The organism is Legionella rubrilucens, assembly GCF_001468125.1.
GTDB lineage: Bacteria > Pseudomonadota > Gammaproteobacteria > Legionellales > Legionellaceae > Legionella_C > Legionella_C rubrilucens.
This window is the reverse complement of the sequence record NZ_LNYT01000007.1, coordinates 320,984-335,127: the sequence shown is the minus strand read 5'-3', so window position 1 is coordinate 335,127 and position 14,144 is coordinate 320,984. Positions and strand designations below refer to the sequence as shown.

The window sequence follows — 14,144 nt, the reverse complement described above, 5'->3', positions numbered from 1 at the left end:
CACTCAAAATGAAATGAACCGAGTTCATCATGTCTACAAACCGGAATCAGCATGAACTACCCGAAAGAAGTGACCCTCGTTGAGGTAGGTCCACGCGATGGACTGCAGAATGAAATCACCTTTGTGTCGACACGAAAAAAAATTGAATTGATTAACCAGCTCAGTCAAAGCGGCTTAAAACGGATTGAAGCCACCAGTTTTGTCTCGCCCAAAGCCATTCCCCAACTGTCTGACAATCTTGAAGTTTATGCCGGCATCGATAAACCTGCGGGCGTGCAATTTTCCGCGCTGGTTCCCAATACCCGGGGGCTGCAGCGTGCGATCGAGGCGGGAGTAACCGAAATTGCTGTCTTTACCGCCGCCAGCGAGGAATTTAACCGCCGAAACATCAACTGCTCCATTGCAGAAAGCCTCGCGCGCATTGCCGAGATAATCCCCTTAGCCCAGGCCCATCAAATCAAAATCCGCGGCTATGTGTCCTGCGTTGTGGGCTGCCCTTATGAAGGAGCCATTGCTCCTGAAAAGGTACTGGAGGTCACAAGGGAGTTGGCGCATCTCGGCATTTATGAAATCAGTTTGGGCGATACCATTGGTGTGGCAACCCCCAGACAAACCACTCGGCTGCTTGAGGAAATTCTAAAACACCTGCCGACGAATCAAATCGCCATGCATTTCCATGATACCTACGGTCAGGCCATTGCCAACATCCATGCCTCTCTGCAATGCGGCATTACCTGTTTTGACAGTTCCGTCGCAGGCCTCGGCGGCTGCCCTTATGCCCGTGGCGCCAGCGGCAATGTGGCGACAGAAGATGTGCTTTACCTGATGCACGGACTTGGCATTGATACCGGCGTGGACATTTACAAAATCGTCCATGCCGGCGACATGATTTGCAAAGCCATGTCAAGAAAAAATCAGTCCAAGGTTGCCAATGCCCTTTTAGCCAATCCCTGTTAAAAACTACACAAACGACAAAACAGCGTCTATAGTCAGGCTTATCGTCAAAGTGAACGACCTGAAGGCAAAAAACGCCGACTGGTTATTCAATAAACTTTTTTTTTATTCTAATATACCCCGCTTGGACGATGAAACACGACACAACGAAAACGACCGGCGCCCGCTTGACACTCCACGCCGCCCTTCTTTGACCTATCTATCGGTGAGACATGATGACGAGTAACACATTGACAATTGGTTTGGTACAGGAAAAATGGTATAAAAATCCAGATGAACACCGCGACCGTCTTGCTTCGGGGATAGTCACTGCCGCCAAAAAAGGCGCCGAACTGGTTTGTCTGCAGGAATTAACCCTGTCGCCCTATTTCTGTACCCGCAGCGACGTGGATGGCAAGCCGTACATGGAAGACATTCACACAGGCCCCACGGCGCAGTTTGTCAGCGAGATGGCCAAAACAGCCGGGGTTTGCATTACCGCCTCACTGTTTGAACAAGCCGGTTATAACACCGCGGTGGCCTATAATGAGCAGGGCAAGCTAATCGCGGTCACCCGCAAACAACACATCCCCAGTGGTGAAAAATACCATGAAGATTATTATTTCAAACCGGGTGATTCCGACTACCCGGTTCATACCATTGCCGGACATCGTTTCGGTTTGCCTACCTGCTACGATCAATGGTTTCCAGAATTATCAAGAATTTACGGCTTAAAAGGGGCAGAGGTCCTGGTTTACCCTACTGCCATCGGCGGCGAACCCACAGCCCCGGGATTTGACAGCCAGCCGATGTGGCAAAAAGTCATGGTGGCTCAAGGAATCATGGCCAATACCTTCATGGTGGCTGTGAACCGCATCGGCTGTGAAGATGATTTGGAATTTTATGGCAGTAGTTTCATCAGTAATCCGATGGGCGACATTTTGGTTCAGGCCCCTCGCAATGAACCCGCCGTACTGGTTGCCGAACTCGATTTCAGTCAGCGCGACCTGTGGGGCCGTCTGTTTCCTTTCCCCAATCAACGTGAACCGAACACTTACCATGCGCTGGCTAAACCCCGCGGCTTTTTCAAAGGAGAATTAACCTGATGACACACCAAACCTCAACGGACAGCAATTTTTATAATATTTCACATTGGGGTGAAGGTTATTTCACAGTCAATCAGCAGGGTAACATCGAAATCAGCAAACACCCGGAGGAAACCGGCGTTGAACTGAAAGCGATTGTGAATGCAGCTAACCGAGCCGGGCTGCAGTTGCCGCTGCTGATTCGCTTTACAGACATTCTCCACGATCGCGTGGCAAAAATTTATGAAGCATTCACACAGGCCATTGACGAAATTGATTACCAGGGACGCTACACCCTGGTTTATCCCATTAAGGTCAATCAGGAATGTTGTGTCGTCAAGGAACTGCTTAAAGCCCCCGATCATCAGGTCGGGCTTGAGGCTGGCAGCAAGCCTGAGCTGGTGGCTGTCATCGGCCTGCTAGGCGAAACGCCGTCCACGATCATCTGCAACGGCTACAAAGACGCCTGCTACATCCGTACCGCCTTAATTGCCCAACAGATGGGCCATCAGGTTTTTATCGTCATTGAAAAACAATCTGAACTGGAAACCATTCTGAAAGAATCCGCCAAAATGGGCATTCGCCCAAGGATCGGCCTCCGCATCCGCCTGGTGACCAAAGGCGCCGGCAAATGGGAAAACACAGGTGGAGCAAAATCGAAGTTCGGTTTGAATGCGGAACAGGTCTTAACCATTGTCAATCAATTAAAAGACCGCGGTTACCTCGATTGCCTGCAATTAATGCATTGCCATCTCGGCTCACAGATTGCCAACATCCTCGATATCCGTCAGTGCATGCTGGAGGTGGCGCGTTATTATGTTGAATTGCGGCGAATGGGCGCCTCCATCGAAACCGTCGACGTGGGCGGCGGACTGAGTGTGGATTACGAAGGCACGCGCTCAAGCACCGGCTGCTCAATGAATTACAGTCTCAAGGAATACGCAACTAACATCCTCTTAGCCATGCGTCATCTTTGCGAAGAGAGCGGCATGCCGGAACCTCACATCATTTCGGAATCAGGACGCGCGCTGACCGCACACCATGCCACGCTGGTCACCAACATCACCGACGTGGAACAGATTAAGCGGAAACCGACGCTGCCGCGCATTGCTCCCGATGACTCTCATGTCATCCACGACATCTGGAATACTTACCTCTCCATTGCCGACAGCACGCCAAGCGAAGTGTTTAACTACGCCTCCCATTCGCTGGATGAGGCACACTCGATGTTCAAACACGGGGTCATGACGCTTGAGGAAAAGGCGAAAATCGAAGAACTGTTCACTGCCATCTGTCTTGAAATTCAACAACAACCGCTCGATGAGAATACCCCGGCCGACAGCGAATTGCTGGAAATGATTAATGAACGATTGGCGGCAAAAATCTTCTGCAACCTGTCCTTCTTTCAATCGATGCCGGATGCCTGGGCCATAGGACAGATCTTCCCGGTGACGCCGATCTCGCATCTGAATGAAGAACCGAGCATGCACAGCATTCTGCAGGATTTAACCTGTGACTCTGACGGCACCTTAAAGCAATACACCGGGCGCGACTGGATTTATACTACCCTGATGCTTCCGCCTTATGATCCCAATAATCCCTACGCCATTGCCTTTTTTTTAGTGGGTGCCTATCAGGAAATTTTAGGAAATCTTCATAATCTTTTCGGCGATACCAATTCACTGGACGTTAAACTAAACGGCAATGGTCAATTTGAAATCAAAGATTTAGTCAGCGGCGACACCGTGACCAACGTGCTTAATTACGCGCATTTTGACACCAAAAAACTGCTGTTGTCTTATGAAAAACAATTACTGAATACCGATCTGCCTGATGAGACAATTCAATTGTATTTGAATGAATTACGCAGTATTTTTACCCAGCAAACGTATCTCGATGGCAATAAAAACAAAGGATAATTATGTCGACTCCAAAACATGATGGTTTCATGATGCCGCCTGAATGGTATCCTCATGCCGGTTGCTGGATGGCCTGGCCCTGTCACCTTCAAACCTGGGAAACGATAGGCCTTGAACGCGCCCGTCACGCCTATGCCAGAGTCGCCAATGCCATTGCCGCCTTTGAACCCCTGACGATGATTGTCAACCCTGGTGATGAAGCCGGGGCAAAGGCCCTTTGCGATAAAAAAATAAGATTGATGTCCTTACCCATCAATGACTCCTGGACCCGGGATACCGGACCGACCTTCCTGCTGGATGGCAATAAGCAATTGGCCGGTGTGGACTGGATTCACAATGCCTGGGGCGGCAATTACGACGAGTATGCCCTGGATAACCGCATTGCCGGCGCCATCATCAACGCAACAACGGCCCGTTCATTTAAAGCCCCCTTCGTCATGGAAGGCGGCTCGTTTCATGTCGATGGCGAAGGGACCGTGCTGACCACCCGTGAGTGCCTGCTCAACACCAACCGCAATCCGCATCTGACTGAACAGGAAATCGAATCGTACCTCCATGAATACCTCGGTACCCAAAAAGCCATTTGGCTCAACAAGGGCCTTGTGGGTGATGAGACCGATGGTCATGTGGATGAGATCGCCTGTTTTATTGCGCCTGGAAAAGTACTGTGTCTGATTACTCACGACCGCAATGATGAAAATTACCACATCCTGCATGACAATCTGGAAACGCTAAAAACAGCGGTTGACGCACAAGGACGCCGCCTGGATGTCTACACCGTGGAACAACCCCCGGCCACCTGGATGAACGGTGAGCGCCTGACCTTGTCCTACATCAATTTTTATTTAGCGAATGGCGGCATTGTCATGCCGGCGTTTGGCCATGAAAAGCAGGATAAGGCAGCCTTTCGACTTTTTAGCGAACTTTTCCCCAACCATCGTATCAGCCAGATTGACGCACTCGATGTTTTTGCCGGCGGCGGTGGAATCCATTGCATTACCCAGCAACAACCACGCAGCCAATAATTTGGTTGAGAGGCCGGGAGTATCGTACCATGTTACTTCTGGCCTTGAGGACTTTACGAAAGGAAATCGAACATGAGCAGCATCGTCTGGCAGCCTAAACACCCTGAATCAAGCCGCCTGTGGCATTTCATGCGCTATGCCGAAAAAAAGCATCAACAGCCCTTTAGCGATTACCAGGCGCTTCACCACTGGTCCATCACTGAACCGGCCTTGTTCTGGCCAACGCTGTGTGATTTTTTGGGGCTTGCGTTTGATACGCCGGCCACAGAAACAGTGAATGACTACGACCAATTCCTCGATGCCCGCTGGTTTGAAGGCGCAACCTTTAATTTTGCGCAAAAATTGCTGCAACGCCGCGACGATCATCCTGCCTTAGTCAGCCTGAATGAACAGGGGGAACGGCAAGTCATCAGTTATCGGCAGCTTGATGAAGCCGTCGCCCAATGTGCCGCCGGCTTACGACAAGCCGGCATCAAAACCGGGGACCGGGTCGCTGCCATCATGCCCAATGTGCCCATGACAATCATAGCCATGCTGGCTTCGGCCTCTTTAGGGGCCATCTGGTCGTCCTGCTCGCCTGATTTTGGCGCCCAGGCAGCCATCGATCGCTTAGGTCAGGTGGAGCCCCGTGTGTTATTCATCAGCGACGGCCATCAGTACATGGGCAAACAACATGACGCCTCTGATAAAATCAAAGCCGTCTGTGACGCCATCCCTTCGCTGCAACAGGTTATCCTCTGCCCTGTTATCGGCAACCAGCCTGTCATTGAAACAACGGTTCCGATGGTGAACTGGGATGATTTTTTAGTGGAAAGCCAAGGCTGTGATTTTGTTTCCCTGCCCTTTGCCCATCCCTTGTATATTCTTTTTTCATCCGGCACAACCGGCAAACCCAAATGCATCGTCCATGGCGCAGGCGGAACGTTGTTGCAACACATGAAAGAATTGGCCCTGCATTGCAATCTCGATGAAAGCAGCAACCTGTGTTTTTACACCACCTGCGGCTGGATGATGTGGAACTGGATGGTGTCGGTACTGGCGCTTGGCGCTACCCTGACTTTGTATGAAGGCGCGCCTTCCTACCCCAGCCCCTACCGTCTGTTTGAACTGATTTCGCAGGAAAAGATCACCGCCTTTGGTACCAGCGCCAAGTTTTTATCCGCGGTGGAAAAAGCAGATGCCCGGCCCAATCAACACCTGCAATTTCCCTCCCTGCAAATGATTTTGTCGACCGGCTCTCCCCTGCTGCCAAAAAATTATGATTTCGTGTATGAGTACATCAAAGCAGACGTACAACTTTGCTCCATTTCCGGCGGCACTGACATTGTCTCCTGCTTTGCTCTGGGCAATCCGCTGTTACCCGTTCATCGTGGGGAATTGCAATGCATTGGCTTAGGCATGGCGGTCGAAGTATTCAACGAAGACGGGAAAGCCGTGACGAGCGAGCGCGGTGAATTGGTCTGCACCAGACCATTCCCCTCCATGCCGATTTATTTTTGGAATGACGAAGACAAAAAAGCCTATCGGCATGCCTATTTTGAGCGTTTTGACAACGTCTGGGCGCACGGTGACTTCGCTGAAATAACCCTGCACCGCGGGTTGATCATTTATGGACGCTCCGATGCCGTATTAAATCCCGGCGGTGTTCGCATTGGTACCGCAGAAATTTACCGTCAGGTCGAGCGCATCCCCGAAGTTGTCGACAGCATTGTCATTGGCCAGAACTGGGAAGATGATGTGCGCGTCGTCCTCTTCGTCAAATTAAGGGAAGGTCTGACGCTGGATGAAGCACTGCAGGCTAAAATCAGACAAACCATTCGCCACCATGCTTCTCCTCGCCATGTGCCGGCGGTGATTCTTCAAGTCCCTGATATACCGAGAACCATGAGCGGTAAAATTGTCGAAGTGGCGGTCAGGCAAGTGGTGCATGGTCAGACCATTAATAACCTGCAGTCATTGGCCAATCCCGAAGCCTTAAGCTATTTTAAAAACCGGCCTGAGCTGAGTTAATCAGCTCAGGGGTCTTCCAATGCCTGCACTTCAATACAAAGGAAAAACCGTGGTTAGCCAGTGAGAAAATCACTGACGCCATCTGTTAACACGTATTAAATCCAGCGGTGATGGAGAATTTTTTAAATCCGACTTTTTGTATTTAATATTTCCTTAATGTCTTTTCTTTATCATCTGAATACCTTAGGTAACCTGGTATTTCTTTATGGCTAACGTTTATAACGCCCCAAAACCTCGATACAGTGGTTGGACATGGGCTAAGTTTATTGCTGCCCGTTTTCTGTTTCCTCCTGTTCTTTTGTGGGACGCATTAAAATATGGAATGAACAAGGCTCTGGGTGAACGGGTTAGTGAAATAGTACTGCCGGCTCAAACAGAGGATTTTAAGCATTTAGCGGTTACGGATGAGAATGTTAGTAAACATAACTACAGTAATAATGACATTAAGCTAACCTGTGAAAAGCATACAGTCATTACGCATGATTACGCCCAGTTAGATACGTTTGAAATAAAGCATAGTGCCCAGAAAGACACTGCTCCTCAATACCAGAAGTACATTGTCAATCTCGTAGGAAATGGGATGTGCTATGAAGAAATCATTGGCGAAATGCAGGAAGATGCCCAGGCGCTTCAAGCGAATGTCGTCGGCTTTAATCTTCGAGGTGTGGGACAAAGCCAAGGCAAGCCCAAGTCAAAAGACGATTTGATCACCGATGGCATTGCCCAGGTCCAACGGCTGTTGGACCTAGGTGTCTCACCCCAAAACATTACCCTGAAAGGCCATTCACTGGGTGCAGGAATAGCCTCTTTGGTCGCACAACATTTTCATCAACTGGGGCAACCCATCAACGTGTTCAATAGCCGTTCTTTCTCTTCCATCACTAATTTTGTCGTAGGGAAACTCCGTTTAAAGCGGGATGCAAGCGGGCGCGAAGAAAATGGTCATACCGAGACCACGGGTATGAAGGTAGCGGGATGGCTTGCTAAACCTTTCATTAAATTTGGCGTTGCTTTGGTTAAATGGGAAATGGATGCGGGGAGTGCGTTCAAAAGCATCCCTGAAGCGTACAAAGACTATATCGTTGTGAGAACGCGAAAAGGACAACGGGATAAAAGTATCGATGACAAGGTGATTCCTCATTACGCATCCATCCATAAAGAGTTGAGTGCTGAACGGCGCAAGAAAAAAGCCGAGATTGATAAAGAAATTGAAAACCTCGATAACCTTATTGAGACAAGTGATCCACTCGCCAAGGGTAAGTTAATGCGTGCACGAGAAGCCTTGGTTGAAGCCAGAGAACGAATAAAAAGCGATAGGAAAATGGAGACTGCCCCACATAGAAATGGTCATAATGTAGAATGGGATGCTTTGACAAATCGCTCAGGTAAAACGGCAGAGACTTTCTTTAGAGAGTTTGTTGAACGCACGACAAAAGATCATGCTGTAAAGAGTATATCACTTCAACATTAAGCGATGGCCAGCATCCCCACCGTACGAGCGGGGATGCTGTTTGATAAGCTCGGCTGGCCGCTGGCTTACTTTGCAAACACTTTAAATCCCTTGCCCAGCTCACAGCGCATTTGAAATTCCCGGATTTTGCTGTAGTCGGCAGCACGCAGCAGCGTGATTTTGACCGTGGCAGTACCGCTGGCTTGGAGTTCAAATTTACTGTAACCAAACACAGCTTCGCCCGGTAAAGAGGGATCATTTAAAGTAAAATGCCGATCCGAGGCGGTCACTTTGCTGCCATTCACCAGCATGACGGCATTCGGCGTGATGGCCGTAGTGATGTCGGCTGAAGGAATATCCGATTCGCAGGCATTTAATGCTGTCACAAAGCTCAAGGCTTTACCCTCCTTCACCGCCTCGGCCACTTCCGCAAAGGAAGACAAATCCGAAGCCTCGGCTGATAAGGCCAATAAGGCGGCGGCTAATCCTGTTGCTGTTCTCATTCAGTCATTCTCCCTATCACTTGAAAGGGTCCTAGACTGCCAAAAAGCCGTAGTACTGTCAAACATTGAAAGACGAATGATGCTCCAGACCATGGGCGTCCCCGTCAAAGGGTTCAGGCGGCACAGGCTGGGTATTCATTTCGGAAGAGGCGCGTCGTTCAGATACTTTTAATTCGTTTAACAAATCCCTGATCATGGCTTTTTCAATCGTTGGCAATTCATTTAACAACGGAATGACCTCCGCTATTCCCAGCCTGTTTTCAGGGTAGGGATTTAACAGGCCTGCAATGATTTTACGCATCTGCAACGGGACATTGTTATTCACAAAGAGATTTTGCAGTTCCTGTCTGATGCGCTGATGAAGCACGTCAAGAAAGGATGATAAATCATTTGGAAAATGCAGTTCCCCACCCCAATAAATGACATTGCCCGGGTAAGCGGACCTAAGCACATAATCCAGCGTTTGAGAGCCCTCCAGGAAAGCGGACAACAGCATTCCCAAACGCCAGGCGTCGATGGAGCGGCTGGCATTTAAATGGCCGAGATCGGTGTCCTTCTGGAATAGTTCCGGTGCAAGTGGTTTCGATAATACCGAACTTTTATAACAATCCTGAAATCCATAATGGATAGCACAACCAAAATCCGTTAATAGTACCTCTGCCTCGCGGGTCAACAACACATTTTTAAGCTGGACGTCACGATGATAAATACCGCGTTTGTGCAGAGCCGATAAGGTGCTTGTTAACTCCCTGGCAATGTAAATCAGCAGCAGGTTACTCATTTTCAAATGGAGATTCTGATGAGGTGTCAAGCGGATTTCTGACTGACATCCTCGCTCTATCCAGGCATCTTCAGCATGGGGATTAACAGGTAGCGACGTTGGGCGCGACTCACTGAGTAATTTGATCAGATTCTCAGGCAATTCATATTCTGTGATTAAATCAACGTCAGGCGATGTTCTATTAAAGCCGACGACGGCGGTCTTTGACGATGTTACCGGATTGGCCTGGTAATCGCAGTTTAGCAGTTCAATCTGCAGGCTATGGGGTAAAGGACAACCCGCGCGTCCTGGCTTGTAGAGGCATTCCGTGAGCTCTTCAGCATCACCCAAATCGGCAAGCGGCATGATGCTGACAATCACCTCGTGCCCAGCCTTGTCATTCACGAGAAAAGTCTCCACGGGAAAAATAATTCCATCAATCCCCTGCAGCTGTTCAATTAAATGACTCTCAAGCTCGGCAATTTCCCTGATATTGAATTTGGACTGAGGACCGCCATAGCCCTTTTTCATTTTTTTAATGACAAGATACGTACCGTCTTCGGCCCGAACCAAACGAACCCGGCCAAATGATCCGCGCCCCAACTCCACCTTTCCCGTTTTTTCCAACCCCGTTTGCTGATGGAGCTGCCGTGCTTCTTCTGCATCCAGGGTACCCATGAACTCATAACGTCTGCCGGCTGGCGAAATAAAGCAGGTGTGACGTAGATCTTCATGCTTCCTTTTATCCAGACGCTCACCCCGCTTAAGCGCGGGGCAGGGCGTAAAAAATGTTCCTTTTTTCATTAAGCTTAACCATAAAGACTGCCTCGATGGATCACCACTTGGCAAGTTAGAAACCATTGTGATCAAGTTGTATCACTGTATTGGATGGATTTAAAGAGCCGCAGGGAATAAAATTCCTGAGTGGGTTTAAGTTTGCTTGCTTTCTTAAGAAGCATTTCTGCCTCCGTAGCCATACTGCCTTTAAAAAGGATGAGTTTACTTTTTTGAAAATGTTCAGCGGGGCTCTGAACATTTTTAATTAATTGGATAAAATTTTATCCTATTTTCTACATGACTATACTTGCTTTCCTGCATCGCACGTCAAGATTACTGTTTTATTAAGCATCGTGGGTTAAGAGAGGATTATTTAGAGTGACTTGTGAGGATAAATTTCCCAATTTATTTTCAGCAACTGTGGAATCATTCCTGCAGGATTTTTCTGCGTGCATTTGAATTTCTTCCGTTGCTTTACACTGGTTGCAGTAATCAATGCGTTTTCAAGTCTATAAAAGATGATTTTGAATCACAAGCATTACTGGGCGAGAATCATTGTCTCTGCCCATTATACAATGCTCCCATTAACAAATCTGAGCCTGCTGGAGTATTTGAATAATCTGATTTTTTGACAATGTTCTTTTGAGTGACTCTTCCATCTTATTTTTCATCTTAAGAAAATAACCTTCTACTGTTCGATGAGAAATATTCACTTCTTTCGCGATTTGTTTGGAGGTGTAGCCTTTAACCAACAACGAGGCGCATAAACCTTGCTTTCGGGTTAGATAAAGATCCTGAGATTCATTGAATAGAAAATAACGCTCCACTTTGGTTTCTTCAAGAAATTGTCCCCGCGCTTTGTCGGAAAGACTGAGGTAATTGATTTTATTGGGACTGATGGATTGCTGCTCAGGTAGTATTATTCGATTTTTAGACGCTTCGTCGATCAGTGGTTTGGCCTTATCATTAAAGTAATGAATGAATCGTTGTAACAGGTCAATGTTGGCAATATAAAAATTATTCATTCCATACTGAGCAGGTGTAGAAGCAAAGATATAGATGTAAGTGGCCTTGGCGGTTTTAGACACAAAACTTATGCCGTTATCAATATTAAAATCTCTACCCTGGAAATAAGCAGGATCTTTCTTGTCCAACTCCGTCCACAAATAAAAACCTTTAGGTAAAAGATGCTCTATGTCAACAATGCAGGCGGATTGAAATAAGGCATTTTCATAGAAATGCTTAATCCAGGGTGCATGACTCGCCAGCAATTCACGAGAACAATCGTCATTGTAAACCTTAATGTAATTAAAATACGATACACCTAACAATTTAAGGGCTGGACTACAAATCTCCTGTACATTATGTGCACTCTGCAATGCATGATGCCGCTCTAAATTGATCCCCTTCATATATCTTCCTATTTTACAGATTAAGTCATTTGGCAAGCACTATAAGATCTAACGTCTATACAGGATGTGCCACTATAGAAGCTTTACCTTACTTTTATTATCCCTCACGTACTCCTGCAGTCTTAGTAACTTGTTAAGACATCTGACCCGCGGAGTAGGGTATTGGCCATTTCCAATAAGGTTCTGAAATTGAACGTGTACTGAATTCTATATAACTAATGTCTCCATATTCTGGAGAATAAAATTCAAAGTTCGCTCAATTACATAAAAGTAAATCAATATTAAATTTTTTTTACTTTGAAGTAAACTTTTAATTAATATTTTGTCTTTTACGGAGTAAAAAGTTAGACTAAAAGTATTTGATTGTGCTATTTTTGCTCTAATGGATGATAAAATAGTAAATAAATATTACGTTAAGTCGATAATACTTTTCAGATTGAGTCTCTTATGCAAGAATAAGTAGTTTAAAAGCCTTAACTACTTATATGACTAATACCCTAAAGGATAAAACTAAATCCTCACAGTCAAATTTTTTATCTAAAAATTTATCTAAACTCTTAGATTCACACCAAGTCTCAGAATATGACTTAGCAAAAAATTTAAATATCCCTTATAACACTATCAATAGAATCATTAATGGAACCACAACTGATCCAAGGCTTTCTACACTTCAACAAATTGCTGATTTTTTTGGGGTGAACCTCGATTTTCTAGTTGGTACAAACGAACAAAGCAAGAATATCTCTATCCCACTTATGTCTTGGGATTTTGTTTCGAAACCAAATTTCACTGCAGCTTTCGATAAAATCACATGGGAAAAATGGGTTCCGATAGGTAACTTGCTTGAGAATATTCATCCAGGTGATCTCATATTCGCTCTTGAAAGTACCAAGTCAATGCATGCAAGATTCCCAGTAGGTACTTTATTTGTTCTACAAACGCACTTACTACCTATTGATGGAGACTTGGTTTTAATTAAATTCAAGACAGATAATTCAATCTCGTTACGAGAACTAACGATAGACTCGCCCAATTGGTTACTTAATCCAATCGTAGCTGGTTCTCAAGTTCTTACATTTAATCACATGGAACACGAAATTATTGCTATAGTCATTCTAACACTCACTCAAACAAGAACAATTTAATTAAATTTACAAATGGTTTCTTGTTTGGATTCAAAGAACTTTTGCAGGCTTGTTTCGGTCATAAATGTGCTTTTCCTCGGGCCTAAAAAGTGAATGATTCCACCTATAGTCATATCCTCTACAGCTTCAATTTGTTGATATAAAAGATTTATTTGATCATCAGCAGGCTCCAGGGGATTAAAAGAAAACCCGCCGGTTGGCATAAACCATATTGTGTGACCTAAACTCATGTATTTTTCAATGCGTTTCTTAATAGAGCTGATCCTTGAGGGCTCCAAATTATAATCCCATTCAATAATTATTACATCTTTAGGAATTAATTGACCAACAATATCAAATGAATTTTCATACAACCATGGTATCGTGAAAGTTGCTTGCTGGCATTGAGGAAGTTCTTTTGAGATTAGTGAATGAAGTTCGCTTTGAAACTCTAGATAACTTTTGATAAAAAACTCTCTATGATTTTCTATATTATTGGGATTTAACGACTCTTTGTATCTAATAAAGTATTTATCCTTACACTGAGTACAACCACAAGGATATGCAGATTCAGGTGGGTGCAATGCAATTCCGTCAATAATATCTCCAAAGGTATGGATTACTTCTGCTAATATATCCTTGGCATAAGCACGGGAAATTTCTTTATTATGACATAAAACACCATACCCAACTTGAGCTGCTCCTTCCTTTTTTGTCATTTTCCCTTTTCGTATATGAGCAGGAAAAGGAACCAGGGTATCTTCAATCGATAAATCATTTAGCAATACTTCAATTTTTGATGACTCATTTAATTCAGCAAATTTTCCTGCATGTCCTGTTGTAGTTAATACAGCAATTATTTTTAAACCTTTCCCTTTAGCATATAGCAGTAATTCACTTAAAAACTCGCTGTTGCAGTTTAAATGGGAAGTATCAACTAATTCCGGGTGAGATTTGCTTCTATAAGGTAAAGTATGGCCGTTGAGATAAATCAGTAAGGTATTAGAGTCTAATTCTATGATTTCATCTATAAATTTTTTCCAATCATCTAAATTCCATTCCGATACCCATTCTTTTGTTTTATAGGTAGAAGGATGGTAATCACCATTCCCAAAGAAAATATAATAACCCGTTCTCATTATAAGA

At 45.6% G+C, this 14,144-nt stretch carries 11 protein-coding genes; 7 read left to right on the top strand and 4 right to left on the bottom strand.

Features of this window, described 5'->3' with window-relative positions; translation table 11 throughout:
- Window positions 1-51: 51 nt before the first annotated feature.
- The 6 genes from Lrub_RS05180 to Lrub_RS05155 all read left to right on the top strand — a co-directional run bounded on the left by Lrub_RS05180 (window position 52) and on the right by Lrub_RS05155 (window position 8,443).
- Window positions 52-957 carry a hydroxymethylglutaryl-CoA lyase gene (locus tag Lrub_RS05180; protein WP_058531112.1) on the top strand — a complete coding sequence of 302 codons (906 nt, stop codon included), beginning with the start codon at window positions 52-54 and terminating at the stop codon, window positions 955-957.
- 212 nt (window positions 958-1,169) lie between these two features.
- Window positions 1,170-2,039: a carbon-nitrogen hydrolase gene (locus tag Lrub_RS05175; RefSeq protein ID WP_058531554.1), complete on the top strand. Its 870-nt coding sequence runs from the start codon at window positions 1,170-1,172 to the stop codon at window positions 2,037-2,039.
- Entirely contained in the window at window positions 2,039-3,937 is a 1,899-nt protein-coding gene (gene speA, locus Lrub_RS05170) for a biosynthetic arginine decarboxylase (protein WP_058531111.1), read from the top strand. The genes Lrub_RS05175 and speA overlap by 1 nt, the downstream gene beginning before the upstream one ends.
- Window positions 3,938-3,939: 2 nt before the next feature.
- Window positions 3,940-4,962: an agmatine deiminase family protein gene (locus Lrub_RS05165; RefSeq protein WP_058531110.1), complete on the top strand. Its 1,023-nt coding sequence runs from the start codon at window positions 3,940-3,942 to the stop codon at window positions 4,960-4,962.
- A 72-nt stretch (window positions 4,963-5,034) separates the two neighbouring features.
- Window positions 5,035-6,972, top strand: coding sequence for an acetoacetate--CoA ligase (locus Lrub_RS05160; protein ID WP_058531109.1), 1,938 nt, complete (start codon window positions 5,035-5,037; stop codon window positions 6,970-6,972).
- 205 nt (window positions 6,973-7,177) lie between these two features.
- Window positions 7,178-8,443 (top strand): alpha/beta fold hydrolase, encoded by a 1,266-nt coding sequence (locus tag Lrub_RS05155; protein WP_058531108.1) that lies wholly within the window; start codon window positions 7,178-7,180, stop codon window positions 8,441-8,443.
- Between the two features lie 65 nt (window positions 8,444-8,508).
- Here Lrub_RS05155 and Lrub_RS05150 read toward each other — a convergent pair whose 3' ends face one another.
- From Lrub_RS05150 to Lrub_RS05140, 3 genes are all read right to left on the bottom strand, one after another.
- Window positions 8,509-8,925, bottom strand: a complete 417-nt coding sequence (locus Lrub_RS05150) for a VirK family protein (protein ID WP_058531107.1) — start codon at window positions 8,923-8,925, stop codon at window positions 8,509-8,511.
- A 58-nt stretch (window positions 8,926-8,983) separates the two neighbouring features.
- Complete coding sequence (locus Lrub_RS05145; protein ID WP_058531106.1) at window positions 8,984-10,489, bottom strand: protein kinase domain-containing protein; 1,506 nt, start codon at window positions 10,487-10,489, stop codon at window positions 8,984-8,986.
- Window positions 10,490-11,046: 557 nt separating this feature from the next.
- Complete coding sequence (locus tag Lrub_RS05140) at window positions 11,047-11,874, bottom strand: LuxR C-terminal-related transcriptional regulator (RefSeq protein ID WP_058531105.1); 828 nt, start codon at window positions 11,872-11,874, stop codon at window positions 11,047-11,049.
- A gap of 485 nt (window positions 11,875-12,359) precedes the next feature.
- Here Lrub_RS05140 and Lrub_RS05135 point away from each other — a divergent pair, with 485 nt between their 5' ends.
- Window positions 12,360-13,019, top strand: a complete 660-nt coding sequence (locus Lrub_RS05135; protein WP_058531104.1) for a helix-turn-helix domain-containing protein — start codon at window positions 12,360-12,362, stop codon at window positions 13,017-13,019.
- Here the strand turns inward: Lrub_RS05135 and Lrub_RS05130 are convergent.
- On the bottom strand, window positions 13,016-14,137 hold the full coding sequence (locus Lrub_RS05130) for a hypothetical protein (protein WP_058531103.1): 1,122 nt from the start codon (window positions 14,135-14,137) through the stop codon (window positions 13,016-13,018). The genes Lrub_RS05135 and Lrub_RS05130 overlap by 4 nt on opposite strands.
- Between the last annotated feature and the right edge of the window lie 7 nt (window positions 14,138-14,144).

What these genes read in the sequence shown, in the direction of transcription:
- speA (WP_058531111.1), top strand. Translation starts at nt 2,039, where the DNA reads ATGACACACCAAACCTCAACGGACAGCAATTTTTATAATATTTCACAT.
- Lrub_RS05145 (WP_058531106.1), bottom strand. Translation starts at nt 10,489, where the DNA reads ATGAAAAAAGGAACATTTTTTACGCCCTGCCCCGCGCTTAAGCGGGGT.
- Lrub_RS05130 (WP_058531103.1), bottom strand. Translation starts at nt 14,137, where the DNA reads ATGAGAACGGGTTATTATATTTTCTTTGGGAATGGTGATTACCATCCT.
- Lrub_RS05165 (WP_058531110.1), top strand. Translation starts at nt 3,940, where the DNA reads ATGTCGACTCCAAAACATGATGGTTTCATGATGCCGCCTGAATGGTAT.
- Lrub_RS05155 (WP_058531108.1), top strand. Translation starts at nt 7,178, where the DNA reads ATGGCTAACGTTTATAACGCCCCAAAACCTCGATACAGTGGTTGGACA.
- Lrub_RS05180 (WP_058531112.1), top strand. Translation starts at nt 52, where the DNA reads ATGAACTACCCGAAAGAAGTGACCCTCGTTGAGGTAGGTCCACGCGAT.
- Lrub_RS05175 (WP_058531554.1), top strand. Translation starts at nt 1,170, where the DNA reads ATGACGAGTAACACATTGACAATTGGTTTGGTACAGGAAAAATGGTAT.
- Lrub_RS05150 (WP_058531107.1), bottom strand. Translation starts at nt 8,925, where the DNA reads ATGAGAACAGCAACAGGATTAGCCGCCGCCTTATTGGCCTTATCAGCC.
- Lrub_RS05140 (WP_058531105.1), bottom strand. Translation starts at nt 11,874, where the DNA reads ATGAAGGGGATCAATTTAGAGCGGCATCATGCATTGCAGAGTGCACAT.
- Lrub_RS05160 (WP_058531109.1), top strand. Translation starts at nt 5,035, where the DNA reads ATGAGCAGCATCGTCTGGCAGCCTAAACACCCTGAATCAAGCCGCCTG.
- Lrub_RS05135 (WP_058531104.1), top strand. Translation starts at nt 12,360, where the DNA reads ATGACTAATACCCTAAAGGATAAAACTAAATCCTCACAGTCAAATTTT.